Below are 20,042 nucleotides of genomic sequence, written 5' to 3'. Positions count from 1 at the left end.
ATGTCCGCTCCTGTCCTATCCATCATCATCCTCGCAGCGATGTTCCTGCTCGCCACCGTGCTGCCCCTCAACATGGGCGCCCTCGCCTTCGTGGGCGCCTTCCTGCTCGGCGCCGTGGTGCTGGGCATGTCCACCAACGAAATCCTGGCCAACTTCCCCGGCGGCCTCTTCCTCACCATCGTCGGCGTCACCTACCTGTTCGCCATCGCCCAGAACAACGGCACCATCGATCTCCTGGTCCGCGGAGCCGTCAAGCTCGTGGGCAGCCGCGTTGCCCTCATCCCCTGGGTCATGTTCGCCATCACCGCCGTGATCACGGCCGTGGGCGCCCTGTCTCCCGCCGCCGTCGCCATCATTGCTCCCATCGCCCTGAGCTTTGCCGGCAAGTACAAGATCAGCCCGCTCCTTATGGGCATGATGGTGATCCACGGCGCGCAGGCGGGCGGCTTCTCACCGATCGCGGTGTACGGGGTCACCGTCAACGGCATCCTGGCCAAGACCGACCTTGCCTTCAGCCCCACCGCGCTGTTCCTGTCCAGCTTCATCTTCAACCTGGTCATCGCCGTGGTGCTCTTCGTGGTCCTGGGCGGCAGGAACCTCCTGTCCTCCAAGGTGGGGCACTTCGTGGAGCAGGCGGCAGAAGCCCGCATGTCCGTCAGCGTCGGCGCCAAGGCAGCCGGCGGCGACGTCCCCTTCAAGGGCTTCGGTTCGGGCATGTACGGCCCCCGGGACCCTGCGGGTGACGGCATCGCCGCCACCAAGGAACGCAAGGACCGGATCCCGCAGCTGGTCACCATCGCCGGCCTGATCGTGCTGGCCGTCGTGGCCCTCGGCTTCAAGATGGACGTCGGCTTCGTGTCCATCACCATCGCCATCGTGCTGGCCCTCGTCTCACCCGCCGCGCAGAAGGGCGCCATCAACAAGATCAGCTGGTCCACCGTGCTGCTCATCTGCGGCATGCTGACCTTCGTCGGCGTACTCGAGGAAGCCGGCACCATCAAATTCGTCTCCAGCGGCGTGGCCGGGATGGGAATGCCGCTCCTCGCAGCCCTGATCATCTGCTTCATCGGCGCCGTGGTGTCCGCCTTCGCCTCCTCCACCGCCATCCTGGCGGCCCTTATCCCGCTCGCCGTCCCCTTCCTCTCCACCGGCGAAATCGGCGCCGTCGGCGTCATCTGCGCCCTGGCAGTGTCCGCCACGATCGTTGACGTCTCACCCTTCTCCACCAACGGCGCCCTGGTGCTGGCCAACGCGCCGGAGGGCGTGGACAAGGACAAGTTCTACAAGCGCATCCTCGGGTACAGCGGGGTGGTCATCGTGGCAGGCCCCATCCTGGCCTGGCTGACGCTGGTGGTTCCCGGCTGGCTCTAGCCGGCAACGCAACCGCCTCCGCCCTACTTACGAAAGGAAACCCAGCACATGAGCACCGCCGAAACTTCCCAAGGCCCCCTGGCCGGGCACATCGTCGTCGACCTCAGCCGGGCGCTGGCCGGACCGCACGCCGGCATGATGCTGGCAGACCTCGGTGCCCGCGTCATCAAGGTGGAGAACCCCGGTACGGGCGATGACACCCGGGGTTGGGGCCCGCCCTTCGTGGGGCCCGAAGACGACCTGCAGTCCACCTACTTCATGTCCTGCAACCGCAACAAGGAATCGATCAGCCTGGACCTGAAGAGCGAAGACGGCCAGGCGGTGCTCCGCGGGCTCCTGGAGCGGGCGGATGTGGTGATCGAAAACTTCCGGCCCGGGGTCATGGACCGGCTGGGCTTCTCCACCGCGGCGATGCACGCCATCAACCCGCGCCTGGTGATCCTGTCCATCACCGGCTTCGGCCACGACGGTCCCGAGTCCCAGCGCAGCGGCTACGACCAGATCCTCCAGGGTGAGGCCGGTCTGATGTCCCTGACCGGATCAGGCCCGGATGATCCACAGCGCGTGGGCGTGCCCATTGCCGACCTGCTCTCCGGCATGAACGGGGCGTTCGGCGTCCTGGCGGCCCTCGTTGAGCGGAACCGGACCGGGCAGGGCAAGGTGGTGCGCACCTCGCTGCTGGCATCCCTGATCGGCGTCCACGCCTTCCAGGGCACCAGGACCACCGTTGCGGGTGAGGTTCCGCAGGCCCAGGGCAACCACCACCCCTCCATTGCCCCCTACGGCCTGTTCAACTGCAAGGACGGGAGCGTGCAGATCAGCGTCGGCAGCGAGAAGCTCTGGCAGTCCTTTGCCGCGGCCTTTGGCCTGGACCCGGCTGCCCCGGGCTTCGCCAGCAACGCCGAAAGGGTGCGGAGCCGGGCGGAGGTGATTGCCGCCGTCGAACGCGCCTTCTCGGAGTACGGTGCGGTGGAGCTGCTGCAAAAGCTGAACGACGCCGGGATCCCCGCAGGCAAGGTGCGCTCGCTGGACGAGGTGTACGCCTGGGAGCAGGTGGCGTCCCAGGGGCTCGTGGTGGATGTACAGCATCCGCTGCTTGGAAAGGTGAGCCTGCCCGGGCCGCCGCTGCGGTTCTTCGCGCCGGGCGACGCCGCGGAAACCACCCTGACCGAACACGACGCGCCGCCGCTGCTCGATGAGGACGGGCAGTCGATCCGGGAGTGGCTCGGGCTCACGACGGCCGGCGCCGCTGCGGCTTCCGGGGCAAAGTAGCATGGCGACGGCGGAAAAGGTGCGGCACATGAACGCCACCGAGCTCCTGGAAACCGTGGTGGACCCGGGCTCCTTTGTCTCCTGGGACACCGAACCCCAACAACCCGCGCTGTCCGCGGAGTACGCCGGCGATTTGGCCAGGGCGCGCGAACGCAGCGGCGCCGACGAGTCCGTCATCACCGGCGCCGGACTGATCCGCGGCCACAGGGTGGCGCTGATCGTCAGTGAATTCTCCTTCCTTGCCGGCTCGATCGGCCACGCGGCGGCGCAAAGGATCGTTGCCGCCGTCGAACGCGCCACTGCTGAAGGGCTCCCGCTCCTGGCCGGTCCCGCGTCCGGCGGGACCCGGATGCAGGAAGGGACGCTCGCGTTCCTGTCCATGGTGAAAATCACCGGCGCAGTCCGCGCACACCGGCAGGCCGGCCTTCCCTACCTTGTCTACCTGCGGCACCCCACCACCGGCGGCGTGATGGCATCCTGGGGGTCTTTGGGCCACATCAACGTCGCCGAGCCGGGCGCCCTCCTGGGCTTCCTGGGCCCGCGCGTCTACGAGGCCCTGTACGGCGAAGCGTTCCCGGAGAACGTGCAGGTGGCGGAGAACCTCTTCAGCAAGGGACTGATCGACGGCGTGGTGGAACCCGGCGACCTGGCCGACCTGGTGGGCCGCGCGCTGGACATCCTGGCGGCGAACGGGGGCGCCGGCGGCGGAACCGTGCCGGCGACGGTGCCCGCCCCGCCCGAAACCCTGGACATCAGGCCGTCAACCGCTGATGCCTGGACCTCGATTGGGATTTCACGGCGGCAGCGGCGGCCGGACCTGCGCCAGCTGCTGAAGATCGGCGCCATGGACGCGTTGCCCCTCAACGGAACCGGGCAGGGGGAAAAGGACCCGGGACTGCTGCTGGCACTGGCCCGCTTTGGCACCCAGCCGTGCATCGTGCTGGGGCATGCGCGGCCGCTGCGGAAGGACGCCGCCGGCATGGGCCCGGGATCGCTGCGCGAGGCCCGACGCGGCATGAAACTGGCGGAGGAGCTGCGGCTGCCACTGCTCACCGTCATTGATACTGCCGGTGCAGCCCTCTCGCAGGAAGCGGAGGAGGGCGGACTTGCCGGGGAAATTGCGCGGTCGCTGTACGAACTGATCGGGCTCGAATCGCCGTCGGTCTCCGTGCTGCTCGGCCAGGGCGCCGGGGGAGGGGCGCTGGCGTTGCTGCCCGCTGACCGGACCATCGCCGCCCAGCACAGCTGGCTTTCGCCACTGCCTCCGGAAGGCGCCAGCGCCATTGTGCACCGCACCACCGCGTTCGCGCCCGCCATGGCCCAGGCGCAGGGTGTTGACGTCGCTGCCCTGTATGCCAGCGGCCTGGTGGACCACATCGTGGATGAGCGGGGTGATGCTTCACTGGAGCCGCGCGATTTCTGCACCCGGATGGCGCGGGCCATCGAGTACGAACTGGGTTCGGTGGCCAATGTTCCGGTACCTGACCTCGTCGCCGCCCGCGCCCGGAAGTTCGCGAACCTGGGCGCCTTCTGAGGTCGACGGCGGCTACCTGCGTTGCCGGACCCTGTCCCGGTGGGCGTTTGAACGTAGCTGCAGGATGCGCGCGCCGCCCGCCACGGCTACCAGCACGCCGCCGGTCACGGCGGCAATGAACAGCGCCATGCCCAGCGGGACGGACCCCTCAAAGCCCAGGAACTTCACCAGGACCAGCTCCTGGTTCTGCAGGATGAAGACGATCAGCAGGATCAGGAGCACCAGGGCGGCCACAACTGCGGCCCAGATGACGCCAGCGCGGGTGACTTTTCGTTCGGGGCCGGCCCCTGCCGTGGTGGCTGGACCCCTGGCGCCCGTCGTTTCCGGTACATCCGCCCGGTAAGAGGGTGCGTTGCCGTGCCCCACAGGACGTTCCGCCGGAGTTTCCGGGGGGAGGGGCTGTGCCGTGGCGTGTTCTGACTCCGGCTGCCTGTCAGGTGTAGGCGTGCTCTGTCCTGCGCTCATAGTGTCCTCTTCCCAGAATGCTAAGCATGCTTACGGTTCAACCATAGACGCCAGGGTCACCGCAGCACAACGGCCTGAACGACGAGGCGCCGCAGCGGCTGCATTTCGGCGGAGAGTTGCAGGGGGCCGTGGTGCTGGAGGGGTCCCAGCGCGGGGACCCCTCCAGTGACTCCCGTCCGGGGCATTCCTGCCCGGGCGTCAGACCCTCTCCTTGCTCTTTTCATCGGAGGGGGTGCGTGGCGCAGGCGTCCTGCGCCAGTTGGGGAAGGCCCAGAACGTGAATTCCTGTGCCCTAACCGGCTTCCCGGGATTTTCCGCAGGGGTTTCCGGTTCCGCTTCAGGCCGGCGCTTGGTTTCTTTCTTTGCGCCCCACCCGAAGTCCTTGCTCGATGCATAGCACATCACAGACCTCCTCATTGGTGACTGCCCCTTAATCGTCCTCCTGCCTGGCGCCGGAGTCGAGGGCGCGGCAGCGGGGCACCCTGCAGCGGGGCACGCGGCAGCGGGTATCAGCGGGTTCGGGCTGTGGGGCAGGAGCGCCGGGGCATCGGGGCAGGGTGCCGGCGCAGAGTGGCGCCGGGGACTGTCAGGTGCCGTTGGCCACGACGTCCTGCGCCTCCTGCGGGCGGTGGAACTCGCAGGGCCCCTGATGGCGGATGGGCAGGAGGCAGGTCCGGCCCGTCGGCAGGTGGACCAGGGCGCAGCGGCCAGCCATGGCAAGGTCCTCCCTGACGTTGGAGTTGCTGAGGTCCGGCCGTTCCTCGTCTGGCGTCACGGTGGTTCCGGGGCTGGCGGCAGGGTATTCAGCGTTCATTGTGGGCAACTCCTCGTCAGGCGGAGGGCGGGTGGAGGGTGCTGAAACGTGCTTTTCCAGTCTGCGGCCGCGGGGGTTACGGGCGGGTTAACCCGGCGTTATGTTCAGGTCAACAACGTCAACCACGCCGGTGCCTCCCACAGGCTCCAGCTGGCCTGGAAGCCAAGATCGCCCGGTGCAACTGGCCCCTAATACCCCAGTTGCCGCGCCACCTGCAGGAGGAGGGCTTCCGATCCCACGGGACCCACCAGCTGGATTCCCATGGGAAGTCCGCTCCCGGCGGCACCGCCGGTCCAGTGCACAGGGAGGGTGATGGCCGGCAGTCCGCACACATTCACCATCGAGGACCATGGCGCGTATTCGCACTGCTTCCGGTAGTCGCCGTCGGCATCCCCCGGCCACTGGGCCGACGGCCAGCGGTCACCGCCGTGGGCGGTGCCGGTGAACCAGCCCACCGGCCGGGGCGTCTGTGCCAGCGCCGGCATCAGCATCAGGTCCCACTGCCCGTACTGTGCCAGGGTGTCGTGCTGGAACTGCCGCAGGAATGCCAAGGCCTCTGCAAGCTTCGCCGGGCTGCGCTGCTGGGCGCGCCGGCGGAAGGTCCGGGTCAGGGGCGCCAGCAGCGCTTCCCGGGACGGGCTGATGCGGGCAGCACCCACTCCGGCGGTCCACGCGGTGGTGAAGGCGTCCGGGTAGCGGTTGTCGTAGCGGATGCCGGCGTCGCCAAGGGTATGGCCGGCCTGTTCCAGGAGGGTTTCGCCGGCCTGGAGCGCGTCCAGGGCCTCCCGGTCCGGCGTGAACGGAAACGTGCTGGACCACGGGCTGTCCAGCGTGACGCCGATCCGCAGCCGCGGTGGCTCCTGCGTGATCGCCGAAAGGTATTGGTTCCCTGGTGCCAGGACGTCCATCATCAGTGCTGCGTCCTCCGCGCTCCGCGCGAGGGGGCCTGGCGCCACCAGCCGTGCAGGGTCGCCGGCACTTTCCCCGGCGGCCACCACCCCACGGCCGGGCTTGAGCCCCACCAGGCCACAGGCGGCGGCGGGGATGCGGACTGATCCACCGCCGTCGGTTCCGGGGGCCAAAGGCAGCAGCCCTGCGGCCACAGCGGCTGCGCTGCCGCCGGAGGACCCTCCCGAACTCCTGCTGGGTGCATGGGGATTGCGCGACGGCGGTGCGATGCGGTTCTCGCTGTAGGCCGTCAGTCCGAATTCGGGCACCTGGGTCTTGCCCAGCGAAATGGCGCCGGCACCCTTGAACAGGGCCACGAGGGGAGCATCGGCGGGGGCCGGTTTGCGGTCCAGGGCGGCACTGCCGTGCGTGGTCACCACCCCCGCTACATCAGTGAGGTCCTTGAACGCAACCGGCATGCCATGCAGCAGGGGCAGCTCATCGGCCTCCGAGCGGGAGCGCAGGGCATCCGCCGCCCGGGCCTGCGCCATGGCCTGGTCCGCCGTCACTGTAATAAAGGCGCCCAGAAGGGGGTTTTGGCTACCGATCCGGTCCAGGAAGTGGGAAGTGACGTCCGTGGAAGACACCGCTCCGCTGCGAAGGAGGTCCCGCAGGGCCAGCGCCGGGAGTTCGTGAAGTTCAGTCACGGTGGCATCCCCTGTGGTGTCCCGGCTGCGGCCCGGCGCTCCGACCTGGACATGCCGGTTGCGCGGGAAGGGCTGTCAGCTGCTGGGACATGGAAACCTCCTGGGCCTTCACCAGCCTAACCCGCGGCCTTTTCCGCTGTGATCCGGGCGGAGCGGGGTGGAAGGGCTAGGCTTAAACCTGACTTTGATCCGCCAGCTCCGCCAAGACAGGACTCCGATGAGCGATTTCGACACCGTCCCCGTCCATGACGTCCCCGCTGACGCCGTGATCCTGGACGTCCGGGAGGATTACGAGTGGGTTGCCGGCCACGCTGAAGGCGCTGTCCATATTCCCATGGACCAGATTCCGGGCCGCCTCGGCGAAATCGACCCGGACGAGGACGTCTACGTCATTTGCCGCACGGGCGGCCGCTCCTTCCGCGTTGCCCGATGGCTTACGGGCCAGGGGTATACAGCCATTAACGTGTCCGGCGGAATGGACCAGTGGCTCGAATCCGGCAAGCCCCTCGTCTCGGACAACGGTCTCAAGCCCCTGGTCCTTTAGTGGCCGGCACGTCCCGCACCTACGCCTTCCTGGGCCCCGAAGGCACCTTCACCGAGGCTGCCCTGCTGCAGGTGCCTGACGCCGCCCAGGCTGTCCGGGTGCCGGCGTCGAACGTCAACGCTGCCCTGGACAAGGTCCGCGACGGTTCGGCAGACGCCGCCATGGTCCCTATCGAAAACTCGGTGGAGGGCGGCGTCACCGCCACGCTGGACGCCATCGCCACCGGCCAGGAACTGCGGATCATCCGCGAAGTCCTGGTTCCCATCAGCTTTGTCCTGGTAGCCCGGCCCGGCGTGCGGTTGGAGGATGTGCGGCGGGTATCCACCCACGGTCATGCGTGGGCGCAGTGCAGGCTGTGGATGGACCGGAATATACCGGATGCGGAATACGTCCCCGGCTCCTCGACTGCCGCCTCGGCTTTGGGATTGCTGGATGGGAACTGTCACTACGACGCGGCGATCTGCGCACCGCTGGTGGCCAGGGAGCATCCAGGGCTGTCGGTCCTGGCGGAGAATATCGGGGACAACCCCGGTGCGGTGACGCGCTTCATCCTGGTCAGCCGGCCTGGGCCGCTGCCGGAGCGCACCGGCGCGGACAAAACCACCGTCGTGGTCCCGCTTCCGGAGGACCGGCCGGGCGCCCTGATGGAGATCCTGGACCAGTTCGCCAGCCGCGGCGTCAACCTCAGCAGGATTGAATCCCGCCCCACAGGCCAGTACCTGGGCCACTACTTTTTCAGCATCGACGCCGATGGCCACGCCGGCGAAGCGAGGGTCGCTGACGCGCTGGCGGGTCTGCACCGCATCAGTCCAAGCACCCGTTTCCTGGGCTCGTATGCCAGGGCTGACCGGCAGGCCACGCTGGTCCCCGCACATACCTCCGATGAAGCTTTCGCAGCGGCCCGGACGTGGGTGCAATCCATACTCGCTGCGGAATCCACCGCAGGTGAAAGCGGTTCCGGGGCTTCGCCCAAAGCGTAGGTAAATGCCTTCCGAAGTACTTCCGTGGGGTGTTGACAATGCGTATGCTTGCCTGATCCACACGGGGTATGGCCCCTGACGAAGGGAGCGGGTCATGACCAGCAGCACTGACAACGACGGCCAGGGGATGATCGTCAATCCCAAGCCCACGGGAGATAACCAGGACTGGGACGGGGACGACGCCGACCGTGCTGACCGCCTGCGCTTCGAAGAGGAGCAGGCGATGATCCGCGAGCAGTCCGAAGCCCATGCTGCTGCCAAACAAGCCCATGCGGACGCGAAAGCTGCTGCCGAGGCAGAGAAGAAGTCCGGGGCCTGACGGCGCCAACTACTGAGTCCGGGCCCCATCGCGGCACCGCTTCAGCCGTCCGCTACCGTGCGGCGTGTGCGCTTCCATGCACGGGACCGCTGTCCTGTACCTGTCCTTTGACCCTGACCAGGAGTGACCGTGGCTCCACCCGGACCGTGAGCTGCGTGGCTTCCCCCGACGTGTCGCCGTCGAGCTGTGTGGGCATGGGTTCAGGGCATTTGATGACCACCTTGACTGACCGGTAGACGGTCATGATGGGCAGCTTTCCGCTGTGCTTGAACATGATCTTCACGTACATCAGCAGCCAGCCCAGGGCGCTGCGGGGGCTCATGACCACGACGTCGAGCATGCCGTCGTCGATCATGGCCTGCGGGATGAAATCAATGCCGCCGGGGACCAGCCCACAGTTGGCGAAAAGCACGCTCCGGATGTTCCGGACCTGCTCCGGGTTGTCATCCAGGGCGATGGAAACCTTCTTGCGCCGGCCCGGAAGGTGGCGCACGCCGGCCTCGGTGTAGGCGAGCCAGCCCACGGCCTTCTTCAGCCCCGCGTTCGTGTCGGCCAGGACTTCGGCGTCCATGCCGATACCGGCGATCACCAGGAAGACGTGCTCCGAGTAATGGCCTGTGCGGGAGTTCTCGATGGCCATCCGGGCGGTGTCGATGTACCGTTGGCGGCCGAAAAGGGCTGTCTGGACGTTGCTGTGGAGGTCGTTCACATCCAGGTCCACGTTCCGGGCCAGCAGGTTTCCCGTGCCCAGCGGAATCAGGCCCATGGCAACATCGGTGTGCGCGAGGGCCTCAGCCACCACGCGGACGGTGCCGTCGCCACCGCCCACCAGGACGACGTCGGGCTTTCCCGCCAACGCAGCCTGCATCTGCGAAAAGCCCGGGTCCTCCGCCGTCGTCTCGAAAAAGACCGGTTCCTCCCAGCCGGCGGCCAGGCAGGCCCTGTGGATCATCCCCTTGGCTTCGTCGGCCCGCGCCTTGATGGGATTCAGGACCACGGCCACGCGCTGTCGCGCCAGCCCTGGGTCGTAGGCTTCGCCGGCCACGGCGCTGCGCACATGCAGGGCTTTGAGGCGGCGCACCCCCCACCAGCTGGACGTGGCGAAGGCAAGCGCCACCGCAATCAGCAGGTAGAGAATCCAGTCGCTCATGGTGCTTCAACAGTAGCCCGGCGCACGGCGGGGGAGCGCACGGGGCCGCGCGCCCGCCGTCGTGCACTGAATTGGATACCCTTGTCTGGTGATCGACGTAAAAGACCTCAGCGAAAACCCGGACAAGTTCCGTGCCAGCCAGCGCGCCCGCGGCGCGGACGAATCAGTGGTGGACGCGATCATCTCCGCGAATTCCGCCCGCCGCGAGGCCCTGCTCCGCTTCGAGAACCTCCGCGCGGAGCAGAACGTCTTCGGCAAGAAGGTAGCGAAGGCCAAGGGCGAGGAGAAGCAGGCCCTGCTGGCCGAGGTCAAGGAGCTGGCTAATTCGGTTAAGGCCGCCTCCGCAGAGGCCGATGCCGCCCAGACCAAGCAGGAAGAACTGCTGCGCACCATCCCCAACCTGGTGGAGGACGGCGTTCCCGAGGGCGGCGAGGACGACTACGTGGTGGTCAAGACCGTTGGCACCCCGCGCGAATTCCCCGACTTCGAGCCCAAGGACCACCTGGAGATCGGCGAGCTGATTGGCGCCATCGACATGGAACGGGGCGCCAAGGTCTCCGGCGCGCGCTTCTACTTCCTGCGCGGTGTGGGTGCCCGGTTGGAGATGGCACTGCTGCAGATGGCCATGGACCAGGCCATCCAAGCCGGCTTCATCCCCATGATCACCCCCACCCTGGTGCGCCCCGAGACGATGCAGGGCACCGGCTTCGATGTGAAGCACGACGCCGAGATCTACCGTCTCGCCGAAGACGACCTTTACCTGGTTGGCACCTCAGAGGTGGCCCTGGCCGGGTACCACGCCGACGAGATCCTGGACTTCTCCGCCGGTCCCATCCGCTACGCGGGCCAGAGCTCCTGCTACCGCCGCGAAGCCGGATCCCACGGCAAGGACACCCGCGGCATCATCCGCGTGCACCAGTTCAACAAGGTGGAGATGTTCATTTACACCACCGTTGAAGAAGCTGCCGCCGAGCACCAGCGCCTCCTGGCCTGGGAAGAGGAAATGCTGGCCAAGTGCGAGCTGCCGTACCGGGTCATCGACACCGCCGCCGGCGACCTGGGCACCTCCGCGGCACGCAAGTACGACTGCGAAGCCTGGGTCCCCACGCAGAACGCCTACCGCGAGCTGACGTCCACCTCCAACTGCACCACGTTCCAGGCCCGCCGCCTGAACATCCGTGAACGGGTGGTCAACGCGGAAGGCGTCTCCAAGGGCACCCGCGCCGTGGCCACGCTGAACGGCACCCTGGCCACCACCCGCTGGATCGTGGCGCTGCTTGAGCACCACCAGAACGCGGACGGCTCCGTCAACGTCCCCAAGGCGCTGCAGAAGTACCTGGGCGGCCTCGAGGTCCTCCCGGTCCTCTAGGCTTCCACTCATAAGCTTGTTCGCGGATCCGACCCTACGTGGTTCTGATCCGCGGACGAGCTTAGGTCCGCCTCGTGGTTGTCCACATGCAGGCGCCGGCCCCGTATCCCTGCTTCCACTGTCGCGCATCATGATGGCATGAATGTACCGCCGGGACTGATTGATACTGCCGCCATTCTCCGCACAGGCACCGGCACTGATGCCGTGCACCGTGCCTTCAAAGCGGGGCAACTGGTGCGGATTCGCCGGGGTTTCTACGTTCCCACCGAAGACTGGCTTCGTGCACTGCCCTCCCGGCGCTTCGAATGGACGACGACGGCAGTTGCCAGGTCAGTCAAAGGTGCAGTTCTGTGCGGGCTTACGGCAGCGGTGGCCAGTGGGTTGCCAACACTTGGAACGCCACCCTGCGTGGAACTTGCCACAACGCTTCCCGGCCGCAGCGGCGTCAGAAATTCGCCGCTGCTGGTACTGGGTGGGGACGCTTCCGCCGGGAACGTCCGCCGCACGCGTTCCTATCCGCTTCGGTACCGCCTTATGACCGGGTTCAATGCCGTGCCCTTTGGCGAGTTCCTCTGTTCAGGGCTCACCAAGACCACCGTGGACGTACTGGCCTCAGCGGAGCTTAGCCAGGCCCTGGTGCTCGCGGACGGGGCCGCCCGCAGGCTACTGGCAGACGGCGTGCTGGAGGAGGGTGTCAGCCTCCTGTCCGTGCCGGAAATTGCCGCTGGCATAGCGGCCCTTCCTTCCGCTGCTGCCCGCTGCCGCGCGGAGCGTGCGGCCGGCCTTGCCAGCCCGCAGCCGGAGTCGGTTGGTGAGTCCTACAGCCGTGCCGTCTTTGAATTCCTCGGCTTTGAGCAACCGGTCCTTCAGCAGGTCTTCAGGGATGGCGCCGGCTTCATCGGCAGGAGTGACTTCTGGTGGCCCCGGCAAAGCGTGGTGGGTGAATTCGACGGCAAAGGGAAGTACGTGGAGTTTGCCCGGCGGAACGGGATCAGCGCAGAGGAGGCTGTCTACCGGGAGAAGCTCCGCGAAGACCGGATCCGTGCCCTCGGCCATGGTTTCGTCCGGTGGGGGTGGGCAGACCTGACGGACCCAAACAAGCTGCGTTACAAGCTCCTCGCCGCAGGCCTCCGCCCGCGCCCGTAGCCTGCCGCCGCCTGAATCAGAGCCTTGTTCGCCGATCGGAACGCTGAAGGCGCGGATGCGCGAACAAGGTCGGGATTCGAGGAATCAAGTGCCCTCCTAACGGACAGGACCGCTCAGGGCCGGGGTGAAGGCACGCGCCGGCAAGCGCATCCATGTGGAAACCCGCCGTGTTAACCAACAGTTCAATAAACCTGTGGTCCGCGTCCTAGCGCGTGTCAGTTAGGTCTGCTTCACTATGTGGATGACAACGCTGACTGAAACCTCAGTCGCCGGCAACGATGACCGGCGAGACAACAATCGAGACTACAACCAGAACAACATCAGCCTCGCCGCGGTGGACCGGAAATTCATGGTCGCCCTGGACGTGGACGGCACCCTGGTCAACCACGACGGGCATATGTCCCCTGGCGTACGGGAAGCCGCGCAGGCCGTCGTGGCCGCCGGGCACGAGGTGATGATCGCCACCGGCCGCTCCCTGAACGCCACGCTTCCCATCATCGAGAAGATCGGCATCGAGCGCGGGTACGCCGTCTGCTGCAACGGCGGCGTGACCCTCCGGCTCCACTCGGAACTGGACAACGGCTACGAGGTCATCCACAAAGCCACGTTTGATCCCGCCCCGGCGCTGCGTGCCCTCCGCGAACGGCTTCCGTCCGCCAAGTATGCGCTTGAGGACGCTGACGGCAACTTCCTCTCCACCGAACGGTTCCAGGATGCCAGCTTCGGGGTGGAGGCGGTAGGCGTCGACTTCCACACCATGCTGGAGGCAACAGCCGTCCGCGTGGTGGTGTTCAGCACCGAAAACACGCCCGAGGAGTTCAATGAGGCCATCAACCACGTGGGCCTCGCGGGGGTGACCTACTCGGTGGGTTGGACTGCGTGGCTGGACATCGCCGCTGCGGGTGTGACCAAGGCCAGCGCCCTGGAAAACCTGCGGCTCCGCCTTGGCTTCGAAGAACACCTGACGGTTGCAGTGGGGGACGGCCGGAACGACATCGAAATGCTCACCTGGGCCGGCCGCGGCGTCGCCATGGGGCAGGCCCCGGCGGAAGTGGTCGCCGCAGCGGACGAAGTCACCCACTCGGTGCACGACGACCGCCGCCCACGTGCTGCGCAGCCTCCTCTAAGGCGCTGAGGGCACCGTCCGCTGCCGCGATTCCGGTGCGGGCCTGGAGCCAAGGCAGAATAGAGGCATGACCCTTACGACGTTCGCCCTCGTCCGCCATGGCCAGACCGACTGGAATGCCGAGCGCCGGCTGCAGGGATCAACCGACATCCCCCTGAACGACGTCGGACGCGGCCAGGCGCGGGACGCCGTCGGCATCCTGGCTCCGTACGAATGGGACGCCATCGTCTCCTCCCCGCTCAGCCGCGCTGCCGAGACCGCGGACCTGATCGCCGAAGGGCTCGGGCTCACCGTGGCCCGGCGCGTCCCGGAACTCACCGAACGCAGCTTCGGCCCGGCCGAAGGGATGCAGGCCGGCCCCGAGCTGGAGGCGCTGCGCGTGCCCGGCGGGTTCAAGGGCGCCGAAAGTGAAGACGAAGCCGCCGACCGCGGCCTCGCAGCGCTGGAAGCCCTGGCCGAGGAGTTCCGCGGCCAGCGGCTCCTGGTGGTCACGCATGGCACGCTGCTGCGCGTCAGCCTCAGCCGCGCCATCGGCCAGACCCTGGCGAGCGTGGACAATGCGGCCCTCAACCTGGCGCACCACCACGCGATCGATGGCTGGAAGCTGGAGTACTTCAACGGTGAGCCGGTCCTGGCCGCCACCGGGAGCTAAAGCCCGGAAAAGCCCCTGCGGCAATTGACGACGGCGGGACCCGGCTCAGGCGGCCAGCCCACCAGCGCTCAACCCAGCAGCAGCCAACCCACCAGCAGTCAGCGCACCTCAAGGAGCAGCGCCAGCAGTCTCGCGGCAGCGGGCCGGGCGGCGTGTTCCTCATTCCACTGTGCCCGGGCCACCGCTTTGCTGACGGCCTGGGTGGTGATGCCCAGCTCCTGCGCCACCGCTTTCTGCTGGCCGCGGACCCCGGGGGTCAGCAGGTCCAGCACGCGCCATTCCGCGCCTGACCGGTCGCGCACGATATGGCCCAGCAGCCGCAGGATTGCTTCGGCGTCGTGGGCAACGTCGGCCAGTGGCCCCTCCACCGCAACCGGCACCCGCTCCTTGCTGGTGCGGAGCCGGTCCACGGCCCGGCGCGCATAGACCAGGCCGTGCCCGGACGCGTCCTTGACCTGGTTGGGCAGCGGCTCGTTCACGGGCCCCGCTCCGATACCCACGTACCAGTGCCCGCTCCGCAGCGCGATCAGCGCGGCGTCCACGGCCTGGTGCGGGCAGTCGACGATCCCCTGGACTTCGTCCTCGACCGACCTGTCAAAATCCAGGCGCGCGGGAATGTGCCGCAGCGCCTTGAGCAGCTGCGGCACTTGGTCGCCGTCGCGGCGGCTGTCCGTCTGGTTGATGGTCAGGGTGAACATTCTGGGTCCACACTACCCGGAAGTAGGAATTGCGAAACGGCCGGTTTCGCCTTGGGCGGCCCGCCGGTCCCCACCCCGGCAAACGGCTGGGAGTCCGCATCGCATGGACGCGGACCCCCAGCCACAGACCGGCAGGCCAACAGGCCCGGGTCAGTTTCCCTGTTCCGCAGCGGCGCCCGCTGCCGGGAAACGGTCCCAGGCGCGGTGGGCGGCGATGAGCCCCGAAAGTTCGGTGGTTACCGAGGCAGCATCGTTCCCGCCAACCACCCCTGCGGCCCCCTTCGGGATGCCGGCTGCCTCCAGCACCGCAGACCCGGAGCCCCAGGCCCCAACGGCCTTGGCGTGGCGGTAAGCCTCGGACAGCATCAGCGCGACGCGCGGATCCAGCCCGTCAGCAGGCTCCCCGGCCTTGGCGTCGCGCCCCGCGGAAGCATCGGCCGCGGGTTGCTTGCCCCCGGCGACCATCAGTGCGTCGAACTCGGTGGACCGTGCCGTGAGGAAGGTCCGCTGCACCGTCACCGAAAGCCCGTCGGAGGACAGCGTGCCCCCGGCCGGTGCGATGACCAGCGGGACCATGCCCTCGCCGTCGAGCGCCTTGCGGGCCGCCTCCACCTGGGACAGCTCGCTGGAGGGATCGGCGATGATGCCCACAATGCGCCCGGCAACCGGCCACGTTCCGCCCACCTGGGACACGGAAGGGCTGGGATCGCGGTCCGGGACCTGCTCCGTGGCCTTCGGCGCGGGCATGCCCAGGCCGGCGGCCACCGCGGCGCAGAGCACGGAGTCAATGTTGGCCAGGGCCTGCAGTTGGCGTTCGCGGACGGCGCTCTCGTAGCACTTGCCGAGCTCGAACGTGTAGGCCTGGATCACGTGGTCCTGCTCCACAGCGCTCAAACTGCGGAAGAACAGCCGGGCCTGGCTGTAATGGTCATCGAAGGATGCCGGGTTGCGCCGCTCCTTGATGGATTCCGCCACCGCTTCCGGTACGTCCACGAACGCCCCCATGTCCTGGCCGGCCAGGAACGGGCAGCCGCCATCCAGCGAATTGGGCCGGTAGGGGGCAACCCCGGAGTGGACCGCCGTCTGGTGCATGCCGTCGCGGAGCATGTCGTTGACCGGGGCGTGCGGCCTGTTGATGGGAATTTGCGCGAAGTTGGGCCCGCCCAGGCGTGAAATCTGGGTGTCCAGATAGGAGAACAGGCGCACCTGCAGCAGGGGGTCGTTGGTGACGTCGATGCCCGGAACGAGGTGCCCCGGGTGGAAGGCCACCTGCTCGGTTTCCGCGAAGTAGTTGGTTGGGTTCGCGTTAAGGGTCATGAGCCCGATGGGCTGCACTGGCGCCAGTTCCTCGGGGACGAACTTGGTCGGGTCCAGAAGGTCGATTCCCTGGAACATCTGGTCTTCCGTGTCCGGGAACGCCTGGAAACCAAGTTCCCATTCCGGATAGGCGCCGGCCTCGATGGCATCAGCCAGATCGCGCCGGTGGAAGTCCGGGTCCATGCCGTTGATGATCTGGGCTTCTTCCCAGACCAGCGAGTGCACGCCCTGCTTGGGCTTCCAGTGGAACTTCACCAGGGTGGTGTCGCCGGCGGCGTTGACGACCCGGAAGGTGTGGACGCCGAAGCCCTCCATGGTCCGGTATGACCGGGGGATGCCGCGGTCCGACATGTTCCACAGGGTGTGGGCCTGCGCCTCGGTGTGGAGCGATACGAAGTCCCAGAACGTGTCGTGCGCGCTCTGGGCCTGCGGAATCTCGCGGTCCGGGTGGGGCTTGGCCGCGTGCACCACATCCGGGAACTTCATGCCGTCCTGGATGAAGAAGACGGGAATGTTGTTCCCCACGAGGTCGTAGGTGCCCTCATCGGTGTAGAACTTCGTGGAGAACCCCCGGGTGTCCCGCACGGCGTCGGCTGACCCACGGGAGCCAAGCACCGTGGAGAACCGAACAAACACGGGCGTTTCGACGTCCGCGGCAAGGAAACCGGCGCGCGTTACCTTCGACGCCGTGCCGTAGGACCGGAACACCCCGTGCGCTCCCGCGCCGCGTGCGTGGACAACGCGCTCCGGGATCCGTTCGTGGTCAAAGTGGGTGATCTTCTCGCGCAGGTGGTGGTCCTGCAGCAGGATGGGGCCGCGCGCGCCGGCCTTTAGGGAATGGTCCGTATCCTGCAGCCGCAGGCCCTGGGCCGTGGTCAGGTACTGGCCGGACTGGGCGCGGGCGGTGGCCGGCGCGCCGGTAGGGCTGCCCGTGGGGGACACGGCCTCGGGGCCGCGCTGGTCCGGTTTGGGCGGCAACGGCTCCCGCGGGCTGGTGGGCTCCTCGAACGCCGGCGGCTCGCTGGACGGAACCCCGGGAATTACAACGTCGTCTTCGGCTGGCATGTCTCGATCTCCCCACAATTGATGGTCTTAGCTTCCGCCTCAGCGAAAGCTAAGCTTGCTTAGTACCCTACAGGTGCCGAAGGCGGTAAAGGGAAGGTCCGACGGCGGGGGTTGCCTCCCTGCCCCTCCATCTGTTGCGATGGGGAAACGGCCGCCTGCAGCGGCACACCCGAGGTGAGGATGGTTATGGCCGGCAGCACTGGGCACGATGGAATGCAGGACACAATGCAGCAGGACGACGTGCGGCAGGAAGGCATCGGGCAGGGGGAACTGGAACTCGTCGACCGCTGGTGGCGCGCCGCCAACTATCTCTCGGTGGGCCAGATCTACCTGCGGTCCAACCCGCTGCTGCGCGAGCCACTGCAGGCTGAGGACACCAAGTCCCGCCTGCTGGGCCACTGGGGCACCACGCCCGGGCTCAACTTCGTGTACGCCCACCTGAACCGCGTCATCCGCCGCGACTCACTGGAGATGCTCTTCGTGGCAGGTCCCGGCCATGGCGGCCCCGCCGTCGTCGCCAATGCCTGGCTGGAGGGAACCTACTCCGAAATCTATGCCCACGTGGGCAATGACGAGGCCGGCCTGGCGGAACTGTTCCGGCAGTTCTCCTACCCGGGCGGCATCCCCAGCCACGCCGCACCGGAAAGCCCGGGCTCCATCAGCGAGGGCGGCGAACTGGGATACTGCCTGGCCCACGCCTACGGATCGGTCTTCGACAACCCGCAGCTGGTGACCGCCGTCGTGATCGGTGACGGCGAGGCGGAGACCGGACCGCTGGCCGCCAGCTGGCACTCCCACAACTTCCTGGACCCGGCCACTGACGGTGCCGTGCTGCCCATCCTGCACCTGAACGGCTACAAGATCGCCAACCCCACGGTCCTGGCCCGGATGCCGCAGGACCAGCTGGAGCAGCTGCTGCGCGGCTACGGCCATGAGCCGTATTTCGTGACGGTGGCGGATCCGGACAACACGGAGCAGGCGCACCGGGATTTCGCGGCCGTGCTGGACCGCTGCCTGGCCGATATCAAGGCCATCCAGGACGCCCACCGGCAGGATCCGGATGCAGAAGAGGCGGGGGAGGGCGGCCACCGCTGGCCCATGATCGTCCTGCGCTCGCCCAAGGGCTGGACCGGGCCGCGCACCGTGGACGGGCTGCAGGTGGAAGGCACGTGGCGGGCGCACCAGGTGCCGCTGTCCGAGGTCCGCACCAACGGGGAGCACCTGAAGCAGTTGGAGGAGTGGCTGCAGTCCTACCGCCCGGACGAACTGTTCGACGGCGACGGCAGGCTCCGGCCCGACGTCGCACGGGGTGCGCCCGCCGGTGACTTCCGCATGAGTGCCACACCGCACGCCAACGGCGGGCTGCTCCGGCGCGCGCTGAAACTGCCCGCGTACCAGGACCACGCCGTCGAGGTTCCACATCCGGGGACGGACCGCGTGAGCCCCATGATCACGCTCGGGTCCTGGATGCGGGACGTCATCGCACAGAACATGGACAACTTCCGGCTGTTCGGCCCGGACGAGACGGCGTCCAACAGGCTGCAGAACGTCTACCAGGTCACCGACAAGGTGTGGCAGTACCGGATTGACGACGTCGACGAGCACCTGGCACGGTCCGGACGGGTGATGGAGGTACTGAGCGAGCACCTGTGCCAGGGCTGGCTGGAAGGCTACCTCCTCACCGGCCGCCACGGCGTGTTTAACTGCTACGAAGCTTTCGTCCACATCGTCGATTCGATGTTCAACCAGCACGCAAAGTGGCTGAAGGTATCCCGCAAACTTCACTGGCGCCAGCCGGTCCCCTCGCTGAACTACCTGCTGTCCTCCCACGTGTGGCAGCAGGACCACAACGGTTTCTCGCACCAGGACCCGGGCTTCATCGACCACGCGGTCAACAAAAAGGCCGAGGTCATCCGGGTGTACCTGCCGCCGGACGCCAACACCCTGCTGTCCGTCATGGAGCACTGCCTGGCGTCGACGGACTACGTGAACATCGTGGTCAGCGGCAAGCAGCCCTCTCCCACCTGGCTGGGCCCGGCCGATGCCGCCAACCACTGCCACCGCGGCCTGGGCATCTGGACGTTCGCCGGCTCCGAGGTGCCCGGCGAGGAGCCCGACGTCGTACTGGCGTGCGCGGGCGACGTCCCCACCGTGGAGACCGTGGCCGCCGCGGAACTGCTCCGCAACGGCGCCCCCGGCCTCAAGGTGCGGGTGGTCAACGTAGTGGACCTGATGCGGCTGCAGGACGAAAGCGAGCACCCGCACGGCCTCCCCGCCCATGACTTCGACGGCATCTTCACCGCTGACAAACCCGTCATCTTCGCGTACCACGGCTACCCGGCGCTGATCCACCGGCTGGCGTACCGGCGCACCAACCAGCAGGGGCTTCACGTGCACGGCTACAAGGAAGAGGGGACCACCACCACCCCGTTCGATATGGCCATGCTCAACGGCATCGACCGCTTCACCCTGGCCATCGACGCGATCGATCGCGTACCGGGCCTTGCCGAGAAGCACTCACTCCTGCGCCAGGACCTGCAGGACCGGCGCAACCGGGCGCGCGAACACACCCGCACGCACGGCGAGGACCCGGAAGAGATCCGGAACTGGAAACTGGGCGGCTGA

Annotated in this window: 16 protein-coding genes and 1 pseudogene; 11 read left to right on the top strand and 6 right to left on the bottom strand. The window is 67.5% G+C overall.

Annotated features, from left to right (window positions below):
* The 3 genes from BACI349Y_RS18895 to BACI349Y_RS18885 are packed head-to-tail and all read left to right on the top strand — an operon-like array spanning position 1 to position 4,177.
* Entirely contained in the window at positions 1 to 1,371 is a 1,371-nt protein-coding gene (locus BACI349Y_RS18895) for an SLC13 family permease (RefSeq protein ID WP_159634477.1), read from the top strand.
* Between the two features lie 48 nt (positions 1,372 to 1,419).
* Positions 1,420 to 2,643 (top strand): CaiB/BaiF CoA transferase family protein, encoded by a 1,224-nt coding sequence (locus BACI349Y_RS18890; protein WP_159634474.1) that lies wholly within the window; start codon positions 1,420 to 1,422, stop codon positions 2,641 to 2,643.
* A 1-nt stretch (position 2,644) separates the two neighbouring features.
* Complete coding sequence (locus tag BACI349Y_RS18885) at positions 2,645 to 4,177, top strand: carboxyl transferase domain-containing protein (protein ID WP_159634471.1); 1,533 nt, start codon at positions 2,645 to 2,647, stop codon at positions 4,175 to 4,177.
* Between the two features lie 12 nt (positions 4,178 to 4,189).
* On the opposite strand, the gene BACI349Y_RS18880 is transcribed toward BACI349Y_RS18885, so the two are convergent.
* The 3 genes from BACI349Y_RS18880 to BACI349Y_RS18870 all read right to left on the bottom strand — a co-directional run bounded on the left by BACI349Y_RS18880 (position 4,190) and on the right by BACI349Y_RS18870 (position 7,051).
* Positions 4,190 to 4,543, bottom strand: coding sequence for a LapA family protein (locus BACI349Y_RS18880; protein ID WP_308209022.1), 354 nt, complete (start codon positions 4,541 to 4,543; stop codon positions 4,190 to 4,192).
* A gap of 685 nt (positions 4,544 to 5,228) precedes the next feature.
* Positions 5,229 to 5,456, bottom strand: coding sequence for a hypothetical protein (locus BACI349Y_RS18875; RefSeq protein WP_159634465.1), 228 nt, complete (start codon positions 5,454 to 5,456; stop codon positions 5,229 to 5,231).
* Between the two features lie 188 nt (positions 5,457 to 5,644).
* Positions 5,645 to 7,051 (bottom strand): amidase, encoded by a 1,407-nt coding sequence (locus tag BACI349Y_RS18870; protein WP_159634462.1) that lies wholly within the window; start codon positions 7,049 to 7,051, stop codon positions 5,645 to 5,647.
* Positions 7,052 to 7,268: 217 nt separating this feature from the next.
* Here BACI349Y_RS18870 and BACI349Y_RS18865 point away from each other — a divergent pair, with 217 nt between their 5' ends.
* The 3 genes from BACI349Y_RS18865 to BACI349Y_RS18855 all read left to right on the top strand — a co-directional run bounded on the left by BACI349Y_RS18865 (position 7,269) and on the right by BACI349Y_RS18855 (position 8,894).
* Complete coding sequence (locus BACI349Y_RS18865) at positions 7,269 to 7,595, top strand: rhodanese-like domain-containing protein (RefSeq protein WP_159634459.1); 327 nt, start codon at positions 7,269 to 7,271, stop codon at positions 7,593 to 7,595.
* A complete protein-coding gene (gene pheA, locus BACI349Y_RS18860; RefSeq protein ID WP_159634456.1) occupies positions 7,595 to 8,575 on the top strand; it encodes a prephenate dehydratase in 981 nt (326 codons plus the stop codon). The genes BACI349Y_RS18865 and pheA overlap by 1 nt, the downstream gene beginning before the upstream one ends.
* 94 nt (positions 8,576 to 8,669) lie before the next feature.
* Complete coding sequence (locus BACI349Y_RS18855) at positions 8,670 to 8,894, top strand: hypothetical protein (RefSeq protein ID WP_159634453.1); 225 nt, start codon at positions 8,670 to 8,672, stop codon at positions 8,892 to 8,894.
* Positions 8,895 to 8,946: 52 nt separating this feature from the next.
* Here the strand turns inward: BACI349Y_RS18855 and BACI349Y_RS18850 are convergent, their stop codons facing one another.
* Positions 8,947 to 10,044 carry a diacylglycerol/lipid kinase family protein gene (locus BACI349Y_RS18850; RefSeq protein ID WP_159634450.1) on the bottom strand — a complete coding sequence of 366 codons (1,098 nt, stop codon included), beginning with the start codon at positions 10,042 to 10,044 and terminating at the stop codon, positions 8,947 to 8,949.
* 88 nt (positions 10,045 to 10,132) lie between these two features.
* Here BACI349Y_RS18850 and serS point away from each other — a divergent pair, with 88 nt between their 5' ends.
* The 4 genes and pseudogenes from serS to BACI349Y_RS18830 all read left to right on the top strand — a co-directional run bounded on the left by serS (position 10,133) and on the right by BACI349Y_RS18830 (position 14,337).
* Positions 10,133 to 11,413 (top strand): serine--tRNA ligase, encoded by a 1,281-nt coding sequence (gene serS, locus BACI349Y_RS18845; RefSeq protein ID WP_159634447.1) that lies wholly within the window; start codon positions 10,133 to 10,135, stop codon positions 11,411 to 11,413.
* A 408-nt stretch (positions 11,414 to 11,821) separates the two neighbouring features.
* A complete protein-coding gene (locus BACI349Y_RS18840) occupies positions 11,822 to 12,559 on the top strand; it encodes a hypothetical protein (protein ID WP_236560930.1) in 738 nt (245 codons plus the stop codon).
* A 241-nt stretch (positions 12,560 to 12,800) separates the two neighbouring features.
* A pseudogene (locus BACI349Y_RS18835) lies at positions 12,801 to 13,686 on the top strand (HAD family hydrolase).
* 66 nt (positions 13,687 to 13,752) lie between these two features.
* On the top strand, positions 13,753 to 14,337 hold the full coding sequence (locus BACI349Y_RS18830; RefSeq protein WP_159634438.1) for a histidine phosphatase family protein: 585 nt from the start codon (positions 13,753 to 13,755) through the stop codon (positions 14,335 to 14,337).
* A 98-nt stretch (positions 14,338 to 14,435) separates the two neighbouring features.
* Here the strand turns inward: BACI349Y_RS18830 and BACI349Y_RS18825 are convergent, their stop codons facing one another.
* Both BACI349Y_RS18825 and BACI349Y_RS18820 read right to left on the bottom strand, forming a co-directional pair.
* Complete coding sequence (locus BACI349Y_RS18825) at positions 14,436 to 15,035, bottom strand: hypothetical protein (protein ID WP_159634435.1); 600 nt, start codon at positions 15,033 to 15,035, stop codon at positions 14,436 to 14,438.
* Between the two features lie 150 nt (positions 15,036 to 15,185).
* Complete coding sequence (locus BACI349Y_RS18820; RefSeq protein WP_159634432.1) at positions 15,186 to 17,417, bottom strand: catalase; 2,232 nt, start codon at positions 17,415 to 17,417, stop codon at positions 15,186 to 15,188.
* 186 nt (positions 17,418 to 17,603) lie between these two features.
* Here BACI349Y_RS18820 and BACI349Y_RS18815 point away from each other — a divergent pair, with 186 nt between their 5' ends.
* Complete coding sequence (locus BACI349Y_RS18815) at positions 17,604 to 20,042, top strand: phosphoketolase family protein (RefSeq protein ID WP_159634429.1); 2,439 nt, start codon at positions 17,604 to 17,606, stop codon at positions 20,040 to 20,042.

The sequence above is a fragment of the Arthrobacter sp. 8AJ genome (assembly GCF_902506025.1).
Lineage (GTDB): Bacteria > Actinomycetota > Actinomycetes > Actinomycetales > Micrococcaceae > Arthrobacter.
This window is presented reverse-complemented; position numbering and strand designations above follow the sequence as displayed.

Coding starts and splice junctions, on each gene's coding strand:
- BACI349Y_RS18855 (WP_159634453.1), top strand. CDS start 8,670: ATGACCAGCAGCACTGACAACGACGGCCAGGGGATGATCGTCAATCCC.
- BACI349Y_RS18820 (WP_159634432.1), bottom strand. CDS start 17,417: ATGCCAGCCGAAGACGACGTTGTAATTCCCGGGGTTCCGTCCAGCGAG.
- BACI349Y_RS18815 (WP_159634429.1), top strand. CDS start 17,604: ATGGCCGGCAGCACTGGGCACGATGGAATGCAGGACACAATGCAGCAG.
- BACI349Y_RS18850 (WP_159634450.1), bottom strand. CDS start 10,044: ATGAGCGACTGGATTCTCTACCTGCTGATTGCGGTGGCGCTTGCCTTC.
- BACI349Y_RS18825 (WP_159634435.1), bottom strand. CDS start 15,035: ATGTTCACCCTGACCATCAACCAGACGGACAGCCGCCGCGACGGCGAC.
- BACI349Y_RS18885 (WP_159634471.1), top strand. CDS start 2,645: ATGGCGACGGCGGAAAAGGTGCGGCACATGAACGCCACCGAGCTCCTG.
- BACI349Y_RS18830 (WP_159634438.1), top strand. CDS start 13,753: ATGACCCTTACGACGTTCGCCCTCGTCCGCCATGGCCAGACCGACTGG.
- BACI349Y_RS18890 (WP_159634474.1), top strand. CDS start 1,420: ATGAGCACCGCCGAAACTTCCCAAGGCCCCCTGGCCGGGCACATCGTC.
- BACI349Y_RS18865 (WP_159634459.1), top strand. CDS start 7,269: ATGAGCGATTTCGACACCGTCCCCGTCCATGACGTCCCCGCTGACGCC.
- BACI349Y_RS18875 (WP_159634465.1), bottom strand. CDS start 5,456: ATGAACGCTGAATACCCTGCCGCCAGCCCCGGAACCACCGTGACGCCA.
- BACI349Y_RS18895 (WP_159634477.1), top strand. CDS start 1: ATGTCCGCTCCTGTCCTATCCATCATCATCCTCGCAGCGATGTTCCTG.